This is a genomic window from Pseudomonas fluorescens (assembly GCF_900215245.1).
Lineage (GTDB): Bacteria > Pseudomonadota > Gammaproteobacteria > Pseudomonadales > Pseudomonadaceae > Aquipseudomonas > Aquipseudomonas fluorescens.
Window position 1 is genome coordinate 3,796,022 of the sequence record NZ_LT907842.1, and the last position, 18,260, is coordinate 3,814,281.

An 18,260-nucleotide genomic window follows, 5' to 3' on the forward strand; every position below is an offset into this window, starting at 1 on the left:
AATGAAACCGGGGGTGTGGCGTACTGGCGCAGATGAAAAGAGCGGTCTTTACTCCACCCATCGGCCCCCGCCGATACCCTCAGGAGAAAGCACATGAGCATCATGCGGACAGCTCTACCCTTGGTTCTGCTAACCGGAGTATTGACAGGTTGCGCAGGTTTGCAAAAAACCGATTGGCCCACCTGTGCAGCCGTCGGTGGTGTGACCGGTGCCGCGATTGGCGCCACAAAAAGTTCGGCGTACGCCGGCTATGGCGCGTTGCTGGTCGGCGGCATGGCCGGTGCCTATTGCTGGGTACATGGTGATGGCGACGAAGACGGCGATGGTGTGCCGGACAGCCGCGACAAGTGCCCAGGCACGCCGAAAGGGGTGCAGGTCGACGCCAACGGTTGCCCACCCGCGCCTGTGCAGGCAGCGGTGGTTGAGGAAGTTGTCGTGGTCAAGGAAGAGACCATCGTGATTCGTGATGTGCACTTCCAGTTCGACTCGGCCAAGTTGACCGCGGCGGATAAAACCAAACTCGACGTGATAGCCACTCGCCTGAAAAAAGAAGCCCCAAGCGCGCAACTGCGGGTCAGTGGGCATACCGACAGCGTCGGTAAAGACGCCTACAACCAAAGGCTCTCGGAAAAACGCGCCCATTCGGTCACCGACTACTTGATCAGTTCCGGTGTACCGCGCAGTAACTTTGTGTCGGTGACCGGCGCGGGCGAAAGCCACCCGGTAGCAGACAACAAAACTGCTGAAGGGCGTGCATTGAACCGCCGCGTGGAAATCCAAATCAACCGCTGACCACCCTTGCCCCTGTGCGAGCCACAGGGGCATTGCCGGCGATCCCCCTCAAGTTTTTTCATCCTTCACTGGCAAATCGCCTGCAGAAGTCGGTACTGTGCGCCCAAAGAATAATAGGCAGGGGCATGCGGGATGAAAGTGTTTTGGGGGCTGGGAAAATGTCTGACGTTGCTGTTCTGGGGCGTGGTGCTGGTCAATCTGTTCCGGCCGCTGACTAATCCGTTTCACCTGTTGGTCAGCCTGGCCGGCAGTCTGCTGTTCCTTACCCACTTGTTGGAGCTGCTGTTGTTCAACAGCAGCGTGAAGCACCGTGCCCACCCCTGGCGTGACCGCTTGCAGATTCTGCTGGTGGGGATGTTCCATGTGCGGGGCCTGTCGGCGCCTGCAGAGTTTAATGAAACGAACAAGGAGGCCAGTCATGCGTAAGGTTTTTCTGTTGGCCCTGTTGGTCAGCCCCATCGCCCTGGCCCAAAGTGTCAGTGTTGAAACCAACTCGTTGATGCGTCTGCCCAGCAGCACCAGCGTTTTGCAGCTCGAACGCCTGGATGTGGCGGACTACGGCACATTGTTGGTCCCGGCGACGATCACTCAGGTCAGCGTGGATGAGTTGCACCTGGGCCGCGAAGCGCGTATCGCGATCGCCCCCGGCAATACTGCGCTGCAATTGCAGGTGCGCAATGCGCAACTTGAGCATGGCAGCCAGATCACCTCGCGCGGTGCTCCGGGCACCCATGAACGGCCAGCCAAGGCCGGGCGGGATCTGGTCCTGCGCATCAATGCCCTGACCGCCGAACAATTGTCGGTGGATGCTCGAGGTGGCGCCGGCGCCCAAGGGTATGCCGGCCTGGATGGTGCCAACGGCGTGGACCCCGGTTGCACCTGGGGTTCGGCGGGGCGTGGCGCCAATGGCGATAACGGTGGCGATGGTCTGCCAGGCGCGGCGGGCGCGCAGGTGCGCGTCGAGTTGCCGCAGAGCTTCCCAGCTGAACAGATCAAGGTCTGGGTCGATGGCGGAGCGGGTGGCCTGGCCGGAACAGCGGGCAAGCCCGGCAAAGGTGGGCAGTCTAAAGGTTGCCTGGTGTATCGCGCCGATGGCGGCGCCAAAGGACGCCCAGGGCTGGAAGGGCAACCGGGGCCGGCTGGGCCGGCAGGGGCTGTGACTATTCAGCGGCTCTGAGTCGACGGGTCTGACGCCATCGCGGGCAAGCCCGGCTCCCACAGGTGATTGCATTTCAATGTGGGAGCCGGGCTTGCCCGCGATGGCGGACTAACGATCGCCTCAGAACATCGGCCGAGCCGAAGCCATCGCCACCACCACCAGCCCCACGATCAAATTAATCCCCACCAGCTTGCGAATCTGCCCCAGCGCAGCCGCACCCGCCGGCCAATCCTCAGCGGCCACCGCTGCGCGCAGTTCCGGGAACTTCAATGCCTGGATGCGGATAAACAGCGCCGTCATCACCAGGTATAACCCCATCATCACCTGCACATAGCGCGGCGCGGTTTCGAAACCGCTGAAACGCAGTTGCAGCAGGCCGATGCCGCTGATCGGCAAAACCAGCACCGCGACCCAGACCCATACGAAGAAACGTTGAAACACATTTGCCCACAGCTTGAGCCGGGCAGGGCCCTCAAGTGCCGCCATGGCGGCGGGGCGCAGGATCATCCAGGCGAAAAACATACCGCCAACCCAGATCAGGGCGGCCAGTACATGCAGGGTGTAAGCGAGGCTAAACGCGGTCATTGTGGTACTCCGTTCTGCGCGGGATTAATTAGCGGGGTATGATAGCGGCCGATCCGAACCACTGAAAATTTATCCAGCGTTTTTTGCGCCCGACAATCCATGATCAGCACTGAACTCAAAACCACGATCCAGGGCGCCTATTCGCGTTTTCTCGAAGCCAAGAGCTTGAAACCGCGCTACGGCCAACGCCTGATGATCGCCGAAGTGGCCAAAGTCCTCGGGGATATCGACACCGACGACGAAGGTCGGCGCAGTGGCGACCCCGCAGTCGTGGCCGTCGAGGCCGGCACCGGTACGGGCAAGACCGTGGCCTACAGCCTGGCCGCGATCCCTACCGCCAAGGCTGCCGGCAAACGCCTGGTGATCGCCACCGCCACTGTCGCGCTGCAAGAGCAGATCGTCTACAAAGACCTGCCCGACCTGATGCGCAACAGCGGCCTGAACTTTACTTTCGCCCTGGCCAAGGGCCGTGGCCGCTACATGTGCCTGTCCAAGCTCGATGTATTGCTGCAGGAAGGCCACGCACAAACCGCCACGGCTTCGCTGTTCGAAGAAGAAGGCTTCAAGATCGAGGTTGATGAAGTCAGCCAGAAGCTGTTCACCAGCATGATCGAGAAGCTCGCCGGCAATAAATGGGACGGCGACCGCGACAGCTGGCCCACCGCCCTGGAAGATGCCGACTGGGCGCGCCTGACCACCGACCACAGCCAGTGCACCAACCGCCATTGCCCCAACTTCGGCCAGTGCGCCTTCTACAAGGCCCGCGAAGGCATGGGCAAGGTCGACGTGATCGTCACCAACCACGACATGGTCCTGGCTGACCTGGCCCTGGGCGGCGGTGCCGTATTGCCGGACCCGCGCGACACCCTTTACGTATTCGACGAAGGCCACCACCTGCCGGATAAAGCCATCGGCCACTTCGCCCACTACACGCGCCTGCGCTCCACCGCCGATTGGCTGGAAACCACCGCCAAGAACCTCACCAAACTGCTGGCTCAACACCCGCTGCCCGGCGACCTGGGCAAGCTGATCGAGCAAGTGCCGGAGCTGGCGCGGGAGATCAAGACCCAGCAGCAATTCATGTTCAGTGCCTGTGAGCAGGTGGCCGATTTCAAGCCCGGTGAAGACGTGGAAGGCCGGGAGCGGCCGCGTCATCGCTTTGTTGGCGGTTTGATCCCCGAGCACATGCGCGAAATGGGCATTGAACTGAAAAAGGGCTTTTCGCGCCTGACCGACCTGTTTACCCGTTTGACTGACCTGCTCAAGGAAGGCATGGACGGCGAGGTCAACATCGGCATCGCCAGCAACCAGGCCGAAGAATGGTACCCGTTGTTCGGCAGCCTGCTGTCGCGTTCCCAAGGCAACTGGGAGCTGTGGACCGCCTTCACCGTTGAAGACCCGGAAGACAACCCGCCGATGGCGCGCTGGCTGACCTTGTCGGAAAGCGGCGCGCTGTTTGATATCGAGGTCAACGCCAGCCCGATCCTCGCCGCCGAAATGCTGCGCCGCAATCTGTGGAACGTGGCCTACGGCTGCCTGGTAACGTCGGCCACGCTGACGGCTTTGGGCACTTTTGATCGTTTCCGCATGCGTGCCGGGTTGCCGAAAAAAGCCGTCACCGCTGTGGTCCCGAGCCCGTTTCATCACGCCGACGCGGGCGTGCTGCGGGTGCCGGACCTCAAGGCCGACCCGCGCGATGCCGCGGCGCACACGGCTGCGATTATCCGCGACCTGCCGGAGTTGGTTGAAGGTTCGCGCGGTACGCTGGTGCTGTTTTCTTCGCGTAAACAGATGCAGGACGTGTTCGACGGCCTCGACCGCGACTGGCGCAAGCAAGTGTTTATCCAGGGCAACCTGTCCAAGCAGGAGACCCTGAACAAGCACAAGGCACGGGTCGATGGTGGGGATTCGAGCGTGCTGTTCGGCCTGGCCAGCTTCGCCGAAGGCGTGGACTTGCCCGGAGCCTACTGCGAACACGTAGTGATCGCCAAAATCCCGTTCTCGGTGCCGGATGATCCGGTCGAGGCGGCCCTGGCCGAATGGATCGAAGCGCGGGGCGGTAACCCGTTCATGGAAATCTCGGTGCCGGATGCCTCCTTGAAACTGGTCCAGGCTTGCGGTCGCTTGCTGCGCACCGAAGAAGACCGCGGCACCATCACCTTGCTCGACCGCCGTTTGGTCACGCAGCGCTACGGCAAAGCTATCCTCAATGCCTTGCCGCCGTTCAGGCGCGAAATTTCCTGAGCCACCGTGGGCGAATTCGCCCACTGCGTGGTCTATCTCACTGCCAACGCTTTATGTCATCAGGCCAGTCACCGGCCGTTTGGGAGAACCTTGTTCGTATGATTCGCACGCTGCCCGCTCTGTTTGCCTTGTTGTTCACCGCGCCCTTGATGGCCGCGCCTGCCGGGCAACAAACGCTGTTCAACTTCGTACGGCCTGCCGATGTGGTCAAGGTGGCGACCCAGGACGCCAGCCTGCCCCAATACAATGCCGAGCAAACCGCCGAAGGCGAAGTGCTGCGCCGCATCACCTTCAACCCGGCGGCCGAACCGAGCCTGGTGCTCAGCCCGCAGAGCGGCGTGTGGGACTGGTCGCAGTCCGGCGCCATGAGCCTGCGTATCCAGAGCGCCATGGACTGGGCGCTGACCCTGTACGTGAAGGTGCAGAGCACGGATGGTAAAACCCTGGTCAGCCGCATCGACCTGCCGGCCGGCCCGGTGCAGACCCTGTTGATCCCGTTGCAAGCTAACTCGCCGCTGAGCCAGGGCATGAAGGCTGGCCCGCCGATGCCCATCACCGTGGATGGCCAACGTGTGCTGCTGGCCGGCAGCGCCGGTGAGATCGACCGCAGCCAGGTGGCCTCGGTGACATTGTCGATGATCAAGCCCAATGCGGCCCAAAGCATCCTGCTGGAACGCTTCGGTGTACAGGACCTCGAGCCGGTGCTGAAGGCGGCCTACAGCGAAGTGGTCGATGCCTATGGCCAGTCCACGCGCGCGCGTTGGCCGGAAAAAGTCAGCAGCGACGAGCAACTCAAGGCCGCCGCCGCCAAGGAGCAGCAACAGCTCAAAGGTTGGCTGGCCGAGCGCGACAAATCAGCCCTGGACCAATATGGCGGCTGGAACAAAGGCCCGGCGTTTGAAGCGAGCGGGTTTTTCCGCACCGAGAAGCGCGACGGTCGTTGGTACCTGGTGACGCCACAAGGCCATCCCTTCTACTCCCTGGGCGTTAACACCGTAGCCCCGGACAACAATCAGACCTACGTGGCTGGGCGCGAGTGGATGTTTGCCGCATTGCCCAAGGCCGGTGAGCCGTTCGACAAGTATTACGGAAGCGGCGATAACCGTGGCGGCAACGGCGCCGACCAGGGCCGTGGCTTCAATGTCGGGCGTTGGTACGATTTTTACGGCGCCAACTTGCAGCGCGCCTACGGCACTGACGGTTTCGACCAGAAGCGCTGGGTCACCCACACCCTCGACCGTCTGCAAGCCTGGGGTTTCAACACCGTAGGCAACTGGAGCGACGCAGCCTTGGCCACCGCCGACCGCGTGCCGTACACCTTGCCGCTGTCGATTGTCGGTGACTACGCCAGCATCAGCACCGGCACCGATTGGTGGGGCGGCATGCCCGACCCATTCGACCCGCGTTTTGCCATGGCCACCGAGCGCGCCGTGGCGATTGCCGCCCGCGATCACCGCGACGACCCCTGGCTGATCGGCTTTTTCGCCGACAACGAGCTGGCCTGGGCCGGTCCGGGTGACGATCCCAAATCCCGTTACGCGTTGGCCTACGGCACGCTGCGCATGACCACTGACGTACCGGCCAAGCGCGCGTTCCTCAAGCAACTGCGCGACAAATACCGTAACGAAGACGGCCTCTCGAAAGCCTGGGGTATTCACTTGTCCGGCTGGGAGCTGATGGAAGACCCGGGGTTCGAACCGCCGATGCCGAACCCCGAGCACCCGGAAATCGAAGCTGACTTTAAATACTTCCAGCAGACCTTCGCCGATGCCTACTTCAAGACCATCTCCGATTCGCTGAAATGGCACGCACCCAACCAATTGTTGCTGGGTGGCCGGTATGCCGTCAGCACGCCTGAATCGGTGGCGTCCTGCGCCCAGTATTGCGATGTGCTGAGCTTCAATATGTACACCCTCAAGCCTCAGGACGGTTATGACTTCGCTGCCTTGCGCGCGCTGGACAAACCGGTACTGATCACCGAGTTCAACTTTGGCTCGGCAGACCGTGGCCCGTTCTGGGGCGGCGTCACTCAACTGGCCCGGGAAGAAGACCGCGGCGCGGCGTACGGCAACTTCCTCAAACAGGCCATGGCCGAGCCGTCGATCGTCGGTGTGCATTGGTTCCAGTATCTGGACCAGCCGGTGACCGGGCGCCTGCTCGACGGCGAGAACGGCCACTTCGGGCTGGTGGGCATCACCGATGTGCCGTTCCAGGGCTTTGTCGACAGCGTGCGCAAAAGCAACCTGGCAGCGGTGGCGCAACTGGGCAAAGAGGCCGAAAAGGCCACGGCGGCCAGCGCGCTGCGTGAGCATGCAGGCGGTAAGTCGGGGCATGAAGGCAAAGGCCCGGGGCAGGGCGCCGGGCATGCTGGCGGTCACTCTGGAAATGGCCATTGATTCATCGTTGACGGGTTCACAAATCGCACAAGGACTGGAACAATGTCGGCCAATTCTTACGGTGTTTTCCAAGGCGGCTTAGGTGCAGATTCAGGGTCATTACACGCTCCAGTTCGAAGCGGTACGTGAAGCATTCGCCGCATTGTTCGATGACCCGCAGGAGCGTGGTGCCGGGCTGTGTATCCAGATCGGCGGCGAAACAGTCGTCGACCTGTGGGCGGGTACCGCCGACAAGGATGGCGCTGAGGCCTGGCACAGCGACACCATCGTCAACCTGTTTTCCTGCACCAAGACCTTCACCGCTGTGGCGGCCCTGCAATTGGTGGCTGAGGGCAAGTTGCAACTCGACGCCCCTGTCGCCAACTATTGGCCCGAGTTTGCGGCGGCCGGTAAAGACACCATCACCTTGCGCCAGTTGCTTTGCCACCAGGCCGGGCTGCCGGCGATTCGCGAGATGCTGCCCACTGAAGCCCTGTATGACTGGCCGTTGATGGTCGACACCCTTGCGGCCGAGGCCCCTTGGTGGACGCCGGGCCAAGGGCATGGTTACGAAGCCATCACTTACGGCTGGCTGGTCGGAGAGTTGCTGCGCCGCGCCGATGGGCGCGGGCCGGGTGAGTCGATTGTGGCGCGGGTTGCGCGGCCTTTGGGCCTGGACTTTCATGTCGGCCTGGCGGACGAAGAGTTTTATCGTGTGGCACATATTGCGCGCAGCAAAGGCAATATGGGCGATGAAGCCGCGCAACGCTTACTTCAAGTAATGATGCGCGAACCGAACGCCATGACGACACGTGCGTTTGCCAATCCCCCGTCTATTCTGACCAGCACTAATAAACCCGAATGGCGGCGCATGCAGCAGCCAGCGGCAAATGGTCACGGTAATGCGCGCAGCCTGGCAGGCTTTTATAGCGGATTGTTGGACGGTAGTTTGCTCGAAGCCGACATGCTCGAACAATTGACACGTGAACACAGTATTGGGCCGGATAAAACCTTATTGACCCAAACCCGATTCGGTTTGGGCTGCATGTTGGATCAGCCGCAATTGCCTAACGCCACGTTCGGCCTTGGCCCACATGCGTTTGGGCACCCGGGCGCGGGTGGTTCGGTCGGGTTTGCCGACCCTGAACATGATGTAGCGTTTGGTTTCGTGACTAATACACTGGGGCCTTACGTACTTATGGACCCGCGTGCACAGAAGTTGGTCGGAATATTGGCCGGTTGTCTGTAAAGAGCTTGCTGTTTCACGTTTTTTTGTTACAAAGGCAAGTATAAGAAGGCGCTGAACGAAATTTTGTAACTTTAATGTTCTGTAAGCGTCTGTTTAACGGGTCACCAGACCCCCTGGTTTTTTCTCATTTTGTGGATATCTCATGTTATCGAACAAGTCCTTGGCACTGGCGCTGTGCCTCACTATTACTGGCTGCGCACAAACACCACAAAATGATGCCGAAGGTGGGCATTGGTGGTCATTTGGATCTGATAAGGCTGCTACCAAGGACGCAGTGACCCAAACCGACGCCAAACCGGATGCCAAACCTGCTGCGGGCGCCAAGCCTGTCGCGCCGGTTGCTGCCGCAGCTGCTGCTCCAGCGCCTGCCGCTGCTGCCACACCTGCTCCGGTCGCCAAGGCTGACACCGGTTCCAGCTGGTGGCCGTTCTTCTCCAAAAGCGCTGATGAAAAGGCCGCTGATGCCAAGGCCGACCTGAAAGCCGACCTCAAGGCTGCAACTCCGGCTGCCACCCCGGACGCTGCGCCGGCTGTCGCCAAGACCGACACCGAGACCAAATGGTGGTGGCCTTTCGAAAGCAAGCCGAAGCCACTGGCCAAGGTCGATGTGACCAACGTGCCGATGCCAGACCCGAAAATCACCCAAGCCTGGCTGGACGACTATGAGCCGCGCCTGCGCGCCGCCATCAAGGACAGCAACCTGCAGCTGGAGCGTCGCGAGAACGTACTCGTGGTGATCGCGCCGGTTGATGGCTCCTACAACCCGAAACGTCCAGCCATGCTGCTGCCGGTGACCTTGGGCCCGTTCACCCGCGTTGCCAAGGCGGTTGAAGGCGATCCGAAGACCGCGGTGCTGGTTCTTGGCCACGTCGACACCAATGGTGCCGAACCGGTGAGCCAGGCGTTGACCCGCGAGCGTGCGCAGTCCATCGCTTCGATTTTCAGCCTCAGCGGTTTGAAGCAGGATCGCCTGATGATGCGTGGCATGGGTGACCTAATGCCGCGTGCCGCCAACGACAGCAACCAGGGCCGTGCGCTGAATCGTCGCATGGAAATCCTGTTCACTCAGCGTACAACTATGTTGGCGTTGCTGAGCAAGTACAACTCGGGCAAACCACCGGTCGCTGACATGGTCGCTGTGCAAACTGCGCCAGCCCCTGTGCCGGCCCCGGCTGCGAAAAAAGCGGCTCCGGCGAAAAAGGCCCCGGCCAAGAAAGCTGCCGCCAAGCCAGCTGCGAAAAAAGCCGCTGCCAAGCCTGCCGCGAAAAAAGCCGCACCGAAGGCTGCCGCCCCGGCTGCGAACGACCAGGCGAAAAACTGATCCGTTGAAACAGAAGGATAAAGCTGCATGACCCAGGCACTGGCCGATATGCGCCGTGACTACACACGGGACGGTTTGAGCGAGGCCCAGGCCCCGGGCGAGCCGTTTGCGTTGTTCCACCAATGGTTTGGCGAGGCGGTAAAAACCGAGCAGCCACCGGTGGAGGCCAATGCCATGACCCTGGCAACGGTTGATCAGGACGGTCGCCCGCACTGCCGCATCCTGTTGCTCAAGGGCCTGGATGCACAGGGCTTTACCTTCTTCACTAACTATCAGAGCGCCAAGGGTGAACAACTCGCGGCGCGGCCGTTTGCGGCCATGACCTTCTTCTGGCCCACCCTGGAGCGCCAGGTGCGCATCGAAGGGCGGGTGGTCAAGGTAACGCCTGAAGAGTCGGATGCTTATTATCAGGTTCGGCCTTTGGGCAGCCGTCTTGGCGCCTGGGCATCGCCGCAAAGCCAAGTCATTCGTGACCGTGAAGAGCTGCAGGAGCTGCTCAAGCAGACCGAACAGCGTTTCAGCGATACCCAACCCGACTGCCCCGAGCACTGGGGTGGCTACCGTTTGTTGCCTGAGCGCATCGAGTTCTGGCAAGGCCGCGCCAGCCGCCTGCATGACCGCCTGAACTATCGCCTGCAAGCCGGCGAATGGACGCGTGAGCGCCTGGCGCCCTGAGTTTCATCCTCTTCATTGCATCCGAATGCTGACCCTCGCACCGAAGTCTCCACACAGGAGGCTTCGGCGTGTTCGTTTGCGCGACTACAATGAAGAGCGCTTTCATGACGTTCTCCGGAATAGGGTGAGCGCTACCGTTCGTCGATTTTTCTGGTACTGGCAGTCTGTACTAAGGCTGAATGAAAGCAATTTTCTGGCGTGCTTGCCGTGACAGGCGCCAAGCTGCGGCGTCTAATGATTACCTGTCCTTTGGAGTTGATGCTATGCGTAAGTCCGTTTTACTAGTTGCCTGCTTTACCACCCTGTCGTTGTTGTTGGGTGGCTGCGCCTCGAGTCTGACCGGCGACTCGTACTCCCGTGACGAAGCGCGTCGTGTACAGACCGTTCGCATGGGTACCATTGAATCCCTGCGTCCGGTGAAAATCGAAGGCACCAAAACCCCAATCGGCAGCGTTGCCGGTGCCGTGGTGGGTGGCGTTGGTGGCAGCGCCATTGGCGGTGGCCGTGGCAGTATCGTCACCGGCGTTATCGGTGCTGTTGCCGGTGGCCTGCTGGGTTCCGCCGCTGAAGAAGGCCTGACCCGTACCCAGGGCGTTGAAATCACCGTTCGCGAAGACGATGGCAGCATGCGCGCCTACGTCCAGGCCGTTGATGCCAACGAAGTCTTCCGCATCGGCGACCGTGTGCGCATCATGACCGTTAACGGCACCAGCCGCGTTACTCGCTAAGCGCTGGCCGTTGAAACACAAAAAACCCCAACCGGGTGACCGGTTGGGGTTTTTATTTTAGGGGGCAGGATGTCTACAAATTGAAGCTAAGCGCTTTTAGCTTCATTAGACAGGGCACTGCTGCTCCATTGCTCGGTCGACTAAAAGCCCCGCCAGTTCCAGTAACTGCCCAATGGCTAACAATTGGCTGCGTGTTTTTCCGTCCACTGTGTCTGCCAAATCAGAGGTCAGCCCGCTGGCGCCTATCAGGGTTTCGTATGCATTTACCAACAAGGCCTCTGTGTTGGCGGCTGAACTGATCGAAAACAGTGGCTCGTAACGATTTGACGAGGTGGTGTCGGGCTCGAAATGATTGGCGGCGCGGCTTGCTTGTGCCAATAACTGTGCGGTGTCTAACGGAGGAGGATTCGGTGTGACCTTGTACATGGGTAAATCTCCAAGTTTGGCTGGAGCCGCCCCTGATCGCCGCGACGCGATGGAAGGTGGCAGCTGTACGCAGGTTCGCGGACCGAGAACTTGAAACTCGGCATACCCGAAGGTATCCCGCGCACAGCTGCCATAACACGAGGCGCCAGCCACAGGAGTAGCTGACGAAAAACGATGGCAATTATGCATCAAGTTAACAGGCCGCGACGCCTGATCGCTGAGTGTCAGCGACGGGGGGAGATTAGTGGGCGGTCAGGGGCAAGGCAATCCCGGCGACTTGTGGGAAATGTCTGATGCATGTTTCTAAAGGTGCAAAAACGCAGGTATTAAAAAATGAGTTTGCGGCTGGGGTTGCCTACGCACAGGACGCAATCACAGATCTGAACGCACACTGACGGTACGGCTCAACTCATGGCGGGCCGAGTATGTCGAAGTTTGCACGACGCACGTGGAGCCTCGTAGTGAATGCCCTGTGTGTTTATCACGTGTTCCTGCTAGGCCGCTTCGGCTAAAACCGAAGCGGCCTTTTGGTTTTTTACCCTGTCACTTCAAATCTGGAAGTGCTTCACCATCGTGTTCAATTCATGCGCCAGGCTGGCGAGGGACTGCGAGGCGGCGGTGGTTTGGGTCGAGCCTTCTGCGGACTGAACCGACAGTTGTTGAATATTGAGCAAGTTGCGATCGACCGCCCGGGCAACGCCGGCTTGTTCCGCGGCCGCCGTGGTAATCACCAGGTTTCGGTCATTGATTTCATCGTTGGCAGCCAGAATATCCGCCAGCGCTTGCTGTGCCAGTTCGGCCAGACCCAGGGTTTGCTGAGTCATGGTGCTGCTGTCGAGCATGGTGTTGACGGTACTGGCGGTGTTGGTCTGGATACCGCCAATCATTTGTTCGATTTCCTGGGTCGATTGGGCCGTGCGGTGGGCCAGGGCGCGAACTTCGTCGGCGACCACGGCAAAACCACGGCCGGCCTCACCGGCACGTGCAGCTTCGATGGCCGCGTTCAGTGCCAGCAGGTTGGTTTGCTCGGCAATGGTGCGGATAACATCGAGCACTTTGCCGATACCTTTGGCCTGTTCAGCCAGGCCGCCCACTTGCCCGGAGCTGACCTCCACGCCACGGGTCAAGGCTTTGATGGCGTTCAACGCCTCAACCATGCGCTGCTGGCCTTTCAAGGCAATGCTTCGCGACTCCTGGGACAGGTCGGAGGTGGAGGCCGCGTTCCTGGCGACCTCTTCAATGGCGGTGGTCATCTGAGTGACAGCAGTGGCTGCCTGTTCAATCTCGCCATGTTGCTGTTGCAAGTCCCGGCTGCCTTCGGCGGTCACGGCATTCAATTCTTCGGCCGCTGCAGCCAGTTGGTTGGAGGAACCGGTTATTTGTCGCAGGGTCTGCACCAGGTTATTGCGCATGGTCTCTTGTGCCCGGAGCAGGCGGGTGGCTTCGTCGTTGCCCGTCGGGTTGATAGGCTGGGTGAGATCACCCCTGGCAATGGTTTCGGCTACGTGTACCGCTTCAATAATGGGGCCGGTAATGCTTCGGGTCAGCAGCCAGGCCACCAATACGGTGCCACCACTCACCAGCAAAATCACGATTGAGATGCCACCCACGGCATGTTGATAGGCGGCTACGGACGTCTGGCCGGCCTGTTCTGCGCCTTTGTTGGCCAGGTCTATCAGTTGGTCGAAGTTCTTGGTCATCTGCTCATAACTTTCTCGAATGCTGTTGAGAAAGTCGCGGGCGCCGGCCTTGTCGCCGGAACGCGAGCGTTTGAGCATCTCGGTGTGGTTCTTCGCGTACCCATCGAGGCTTTGGTTGAACACATCGAGGCGTGATTTTTCCTCAGCAGTGCTCAGCAGCGCTGCATATTGGCCAAGCTGCTCCTTGACGCTTTTCAGGCGGCCGGCGGATTTGTCTTCGTAGGTCTGCATGTCGGCATCGCTGGAAGACAGGATGTGCGCCATCTCGCCCAGGCGATAACGGTCGAGGGACGCATTGGCCAAGGCGAGGATCCTGACGCGTTGCATCCAGTTGTTCTGAATGTCAGCGGCTTGTGACTGGACTTCGCCAATCTGCTTGAGGGCAAACAGGCCGAGAAACACACTCAGTGATGCAATAGCGGCGAAGCCGATGAAGGCTCTGGCTGCGATTCTTATATTTCTCAGGAACATGGGCATGTCGCTCGGGCTGAAAACGCGTTGGGAAGCAGTGTCGGGCGGGTGTCCCAGGCGCGGACGGTGAGATCGCCATACCCTCTAGTCGGCGGCTGAGCGAAAGTCTTTAGGTGGGGCAGCCGGATTGCCGGCTAAACGTAGGCGGCGGAAAAAGAAAAACCCCAACCGGGCGACCGGCTGGGGTTTTGGGGTGTTTCAGACTGGAGTCAGGCTTTCTTGCGACTCGCCATCGCCGTCACGGCATAGCCGATACACGCTGCCAGGATCGACCCGGTCAGAATCCCCATCCGATCCTCGCCGGCGAATTCGCTGGCGCCCGGCACAAATGCCAGGGAGCCGACAAACAGGCTCATGGTGAAGCCGATACCGCACAGGATCGCCACGCCGAACACCTGACCCCAGTTAGCGCCACTGGGCAGGGCGGCAAGGCCGGTCTTGATGGCCAGCCAGGTGAGGCCGAACACACCAACGGTCTTGCCGATCAGCAGGCCGGCGGCGATGCCCAGGGGCACGTGGTGGGTGAAGCTTTCCAGGCTCACGCCGGTGAGGGATACGCCCGCGTTGGCGAACGCGAACAACGGCAGGATGGCGTAGGCCACCCACGGGTGCAGCGCGTGCTCCAGGGTCAGCAATGGCGAAGGTTCGGCGTTTTTGGTGCGCAGCGGAATGCAGAACGCCAAGGTCACGCCGGCCAGCGTGGCGTGGACGCCGCTCTTGAGTACACAGACCCACAGGATCAGGCCAACGATCAGATAGGGCCCGAGTTTGATCACGCCCAGGCGGTTCATCGCGATCAACGCAACCAGACACGCGCCCGCACCTGCCAGGGCGGCGCCCGACAGGTCGGCTGAATAGAACACGGCGATGACGATGATTGCACCGAGGTCATCGATGATGGCCAAGGTCATCAGGAACAGTTTCAGCGACACCGGCACGCGCTTGCCCAGCAGGGCCAGCACGCCAAGGGCAAAAGCGATATCGGTGGCCATGGGGATCGCCCAGCCGGACAGCGCGGCGGGGTAATCCTTGTTGATCGCCCAGTAGATCAGCGCGGGTACGACCATGCCGCCAATGGCCGCCGCACCGGGCAAGACCACTTGCGAGGGCTTGGACAGGTGACCGTCGAGCAACTCGCGCTTCACCTCCAGGCCGATCAGCAGGAAGAACAGGGCCATCAGGCCATCGTTGATCCATAGCAAGGCGGGCTTGGCGATTTTGAGTGCGCCAATCTGCGCCACTACCGGGGTATCGAGGAAGGCACCGTAGAGGTGCGACAACGGTGAGTTATTAATGATCAGCGCCAAGGCGGCAGCGGCGATCAACAACAGACCGCTGGCGGCTTCCAGCTGGAAGAAACGGGTGAAAGTGCTACGCAGAGGCAAGGGATGCTCTCCAATCCAGGTTCAATAGGTGGGTACCCTAACCCGTACCGTTAGTTGTTAAAACAAAAGTTATATTCTTATTTGTTATAAGCGATGGTCAGGATCGATGATGGGCTGAAGCCTAGCAATTGTGTGTCTAATTGAGACGTCACTGTATCTGTGTGCAGTGTAGGAAACCCCCTAAAATCGGGGCTGAAATCTTTAGAGACGCACCCTATGAGTGACCACCGTATCTGGGCCCGTGAAGCCATTCGCATCATCGAAGCGGACTTTCAACGCAGCGCCGACACACACCTGATCCCGTTGCCATTGCCGGGCTTGCCGGGTATCGAGTTGTACTTCAAGGATGAGTCCAGCCACCCCACCGGCAGCCTCAAGCATCGGCTGGCACGTTCGCTGTTCCTGTATGCCTTGTGTAACGGCTGGCTCAAGCCGGGTGCGCCAGTGATCGAGGCGTCCAGCGGTTCGACGGCGATCTCCGAGGCGTACTTTGCACGCTTGCTCGGCCTGCCGTTTATTGCGGTGATGCCGGCCACCACGTCGAAAGAGAAGATCGCGCAGATCGCTTTCTACGGTGGCAAAAGCCATCTGGTGAATGATCCGACGCAGATATACGCCGAGTCCGAACGGTTGGCGAAGGAAAGTGGCGGTCACTTCATGGACCAATTCACCTACGCCGAGCGGGCGACGGACTGGCGGGCGAACAACAATATCGCCGAGTCGATCTTCCAGCAGATGCGCTTTGAGCATTACCCCGAACCGAGCTGGTTGATCTCAAGCCCCGGCACCGGTGGCACGACCGCTACCCTGGGACGCTATGTGCGTTATCGCCAGCATTGCACCCGCGTGTTGTGCGCCGATGCCGAACGTTCAGTGTTCTTTGATTACTACCAGACCGGCGACGCCAGCCTGCGCCTGGAGTGCGGTTCGCGCATCGAAGGCATCGGCCGGCCACGGGTTGAAGCGTCGTTTCTGCCCAAGGTGATTGATGCCATGGTCAAGGTGCCGGACGCGCTGTCACTGGCCGCCATGCACTACCTGGCCGAACGGCTGGGGCGGCGGGTTGGCGGCTCCAGCGGGACTAACCTGATTGGCGCCCTGGTGGCCGCACAGCAGATGAAAGCGGCGGGGGAGTCGGGGTCGATCGTGGCGATCTTGTGTGATGGTGGGGAGCGCTATGCCACCACTTACTACGATCAGGCGTGGCTGACGGGGCAGGGCTATGAACTTGACGGTTTGATCGCGGCCGTTGCGGCCAGTGTCGAACGGGGCGAGCCGCTGCCGGACAGCGTCCTGCGCGCCAACATCTGATACCGCGTAACACCCAATGTGGGAGCGGGCTTGCTCGCGAAGGCGGACGGTCAGTCGAAAAATCATTGACTGAACCACCGCCTTCGCGAGCAAGCCCGCTCCCACATTTGAATTGCTGTCTGTTCAGATTCGGCTTAGGCCTCGATACCGAGCATGTCCCGCGCCAACGCTTCGGCAATTCGAATACCGTCGACACCCGCCGACAGAATCCCACCGGCGTAACCCGCGCCTTCGCCCGCCGGGAACAGGCCTTTCACGTTCAAACTCTGCATCGACTCGTTACGGGTAATCCGCAACGGTGATGACGTGCGTGTTTCGATACCGGTCAACACGGCGTCGTGCAGCGAGTAGCCTTTGATCTGTTTCTCGAACGCCGGCAACGCTTCACGAATCGCTTCAATGGCGAAGTCCGGCAAGGCCAGGGCCAGGTCACCGAGTGCCACACCCGGTTTGTAGGACGGTTCCACACTGCCGATGGCGGTGGACGGCTTGCCGGCGATGAAATCGCCCACCAGCTGCGCCGGTGCCTCGTAGTTGCTGCCACCGAGGATGTAGGCGTGGGACTCCAGGCGCTCCTGCAACTCGATGCCGGCCAACGGGCCACCTGGGTAGTCCACTTCCGGGGTGATGCCGACCACGATGCCGGAGTTGGCATTGCGTTCGTTACGCGAATACTGGCTCATGCCGTTGGTGACGACACGGTTGGGCTCGGAAGTGGCTGCCACTACCGTACCGCCTGGGCACATGCAGAAGCTGTAGACCGAGCGGCCGTTCTTGGCGTGGTGCACCAGCTTGTAGTCGGCAGCTCCGAGTTTTGGGTGCCCGGCGTATTTGCCCAGGCGCGCCGCGTCGATCAGCGACTGCGGGTGTTCGATACGGAAACCCACCGAAAACGGCTTGGCCTCCATGTACACGCCACGCCCGTGGAGCATGCGGAAAGTGTCGCGGGCGCTGTGGCCAAGGGCGAGGATCACGTGCCTGGAGAGGATCTGCTCACCGTCATTCACCACGACGCCGTTCAACTGGCCATCTTCGATCAGCACGTCGGTAACCCGCTGTTCGAAGCGCACTTCACCGCCCAGGGCGATGATCTGCTCGCGCATGTTTTCCACCACGCCGGTCAGACGGAATGTACCGATGTGCGGCTTGCTGACGTAGAGGATTTCTTCCGGCGCACCGGCTTTGACGAACTCGTGCAGCACTTTGCGACCGTGGAATTTCGGGTCCTTGATCTGGCTGTAGAGCTTGCCGTCGGAGAAGGTCCCGGCGCCGCCTTCGCCAAACTGCACGTTGGACTCCGGGTTGAGCACGTTTTTGCGCCACAGGCCCCAGGTGTCCTTGGTGCGCTGGCGCACTTCCTTGCCGCGTTCGAGGATGATCGGCTTGAAGCCCATTTGGGCCAGCAGCAGCCCGGCGAAGATCCCGCACGGACCAAAACCGACCACGATTGGCCGTTCAACCAGGCCGTGCGGCGCCTGGCCCACCACCTTGTAGCTGACATCCGGGGCCGGGTTGACGTTGCGATCATCGGCGAACTTGAGCAGCAGCGCGGCTTCGCCCTTCACGTTCAGGTCGATGGTGTAGATGAAGCACAGCTCCGACGATTTTTTACGGGCGTCGTAGCTGCGTTTGAACAGGGTGAAATCGAGCAGGTCATCACTGGCGATGCCCAGGCGCTGCACGATGGCAGGCCGTAGGTCTTCTTCGGGATGGTCGATGGGCAGCTTGAGTTCGGTGATTCGTAACATGACGGGATCCGGTAGGCGGCGGGAAAAGAGGCCGGCTGTTTTGCAAACCGGCGATTATAAGCCCCAATGGCGGTTTTTCGTCATGTTAAAA

The 18,260-nt window shown here is 60.6% G+C and carries 15 protein-coding genes; 10 read left to right on the forward strand and 5 right to left on the reverse strand.

Features of this window, described 5'->3' with window-relative positions:
- The first annotated feature begins 93 nt into the window (after positions 1-93).
- The 3 genes from CPH89_RS17605 (at position 94) to CPH89_RS17615 (ending at position 1,969) form a co-directional block, all read left to right on the forward strand.
- Entirely contained in the window at positions 94-792 is a 699-nt protein-coding gene (locus CPH89_RS17605; protein ID WP_053254773.1) for a PA1041 family peptidoglycan-binding anchor lipoprotein, read from the forward strand.
- A 132-nt stretch (positions 793-924) separates the two neighbouring features.
- A complete protein-coding gene (locus CPH89_RS17610; protein WP_053254774.1) occupies positions 925-1,218 on the forward strand; it encodes a DUF1145 domain-containing protein in 294 nt (97 codons plus the stop codon).
- Positions 1,211-1,969: a hypothetical protein gene (locus CPH89_RS17615; RefSeq protein WP_053254775.1), complete on the forward strand. Its 759-nt coding sequence runs from the start codon at positions 1,211-1,213 to the stop codon at positions 1,967-1,969. Before CPH89_RS17610 ends, CPH89_RS17615 begins: the two co-directional genes overlap by 8 nt.
- Positions 1,970-2,071: 102 nt before the next feature.
- Here the strand turns inward: CPH89_RS17615 and CPH89_RS17620 are convergent, their stop codons facing one another.
- A complete protein-coding gene (locus CPH89_RS17620; protein ID WP_053254776.1) occupies positions 2,072-2,536 on the reverse strand; it encodes a CopD family protein in 465 nt (154 codons plus the stop codon).
- Between the two features lie 99 nt (positions 2,537-2,635).
- Here CPH89_RS17620 and dinG point away from each other — a divergent pair, with 99 nt between their 5' ends.
- From dinG to CPH89_RS17650, 6 genes are all read left to right on the forward strand, one after another.
- Positions 2,636-4,780 (forward strand): ATP-dependent DNA helicase DinG, encoded by a 2,145-nt coding sequence (gene dinG / locus CPH89_RS17625; RefSeq protein WP_053254777.1) that lies wholly within the window; start codon positions 2,636-2,638, stop codon positions 4,778-4,780.
- Between the two features lie 98 nt (positions 4,781-4,878).
- On the forward strand, positions 4,879-7,176 hold the full coding sequence (locus CPH89_RS17630) for a beta-galactosidase (protein WP_053254778.1): 2,298 nt from the start codon (positions 4,879-4,881) through the stop codon (positions 7,174-7,176).
- Positions 7,177-7,258: 82 nt separating this feature from the next.
- A complete protein-coding gene (locus CPH89_RS17635; RefSeq protein ID WP_053254779.1) occupies positions 7,259-8,404 on the forward strand; it encodes a serine hydrolase domain-containing protein in 1,146 nt (381 codons plus the stop codon).
- Positions 8,405-8,546: 142 nt separating this feature from the next.
- Positions 8,547-9,725 (forward strand): OmpA family protein, encoded by a 1,179-nt coding sequence (locus CPH89_RS17640; RefSeq protein WP_053254780.1) that lies wholly within the window; start codon positions 8,547-8,549, stop codon positions 9,723-9,725.
- A 27-nt stretch (positions 9,726-9,752) separates the two neighbouring features.
- Positions 9,753-10,400 carry a pyridoxamine 5'-phosphate oxidase gene (gene pdxH / locus CPH89_RS17645; protein WP_053254781.1) on the forward strand — a complete coding sequence of 216 codons (648 nt, stop codon included), beginning with the start codon at positions 9,753-9,755 and terminating at the stop codon, positions 10,398-10,400.
- A gap of 263 nt (positions 10,401-10,663) precedes the next feature.
- A complete protein-coding gene (locus CPH89_RS17650) occupies positions 10,664-11,128 on the forward strand; it encodes an outer membrane lipoprotein (RefSeq protein WP_053254782.1) in 465 nt (154 codons plus the stop codon).
- Positions 11,129-11,233: 105 nt separating this feature from the next.
- Here CPH89_RS17650 and CPH89_RS17655 read toward each other — a convergent pair whose 3' ends face one another.
- The 3 genes from CPH89_RS17655 to nhaA all read right to left on the reverse strand — a co-directional run bounded on the left by CPH89_RS17655 (position 11,234) and on the right by nhaA (position 15,110).
- Positions 11,234-11,554 carry a DUF6124 family protein gene (locus CPH89_RS17655; RefSeq protein WP_053254783.1) on the reverse strand — a complete coding sequence of 107 codons (321 nt, stop codon included), beginning with the start codon at positions 11,552-11,554 and terminating at the stop codon, positions 11,234-11,236.
- A gap of 548 nt (positions 11,555-12,102) precedes the next feature.
- Positions 12,103-13,725, reverse strand: a complete 1,623-nt coding sequence (locus tag CPH89_RS17660; protein WP_053254784.1) for a methyl-accepting chemotaxis protein — start codon at positions 13,723-13,725, stop codon at positions 12,103-12,105.
- A 209-nt stretch (positions 13,726-13,934) separates the two neighbouring features.
- Positions 13,935-15,110, reverse strand: a complete 1,176-nt coding sequence (gene nhaA / locus CPH89_RS17665; RefSeq protein ID WP_053254785.1) for a Na+/H+ antiporter NhaA — start codon at positions 15,108-15,110, stop codon at positions 13,935-13,937.
- 216 nt (positions 15,111-15,326) lie between these two features.
- On the opposite strand from nhaA, the gene CPH89_RS17670 reads away from it, so the two are divergent.
- On the forward strand, positions 15,327-16,421 hold the full coding sequence (locus CPH89_RS17670; protein ID WP_053254786.1) for a PLP-dependent cysteine synthase family protein: 1,095 nt from the start codon (positions 15,327-15,329) through the stop codon (positions 16,419-16,421).
- Positions 16,422-16,555: 134 nt separating this feature from the next.
- Here the strand turns inward: CPH89_RS17670 and CPH89_RS17675 are convergent, their stop codons facing one another.
- On the reverse strand, positions 16,556-18,169 hold the full coding sequence (locus CPH89_RS17675) for an NAD(P)/FAD-dependent oxidoreductase (protein ID WP_053254787.1): 1,614 nt from the start codon (positions 18,167-18,169) through the stop codon (positions 16,556-16,558).
- Between the last annotated feature and the right edge of the window lie 91 nt (positions 18,170-18,260).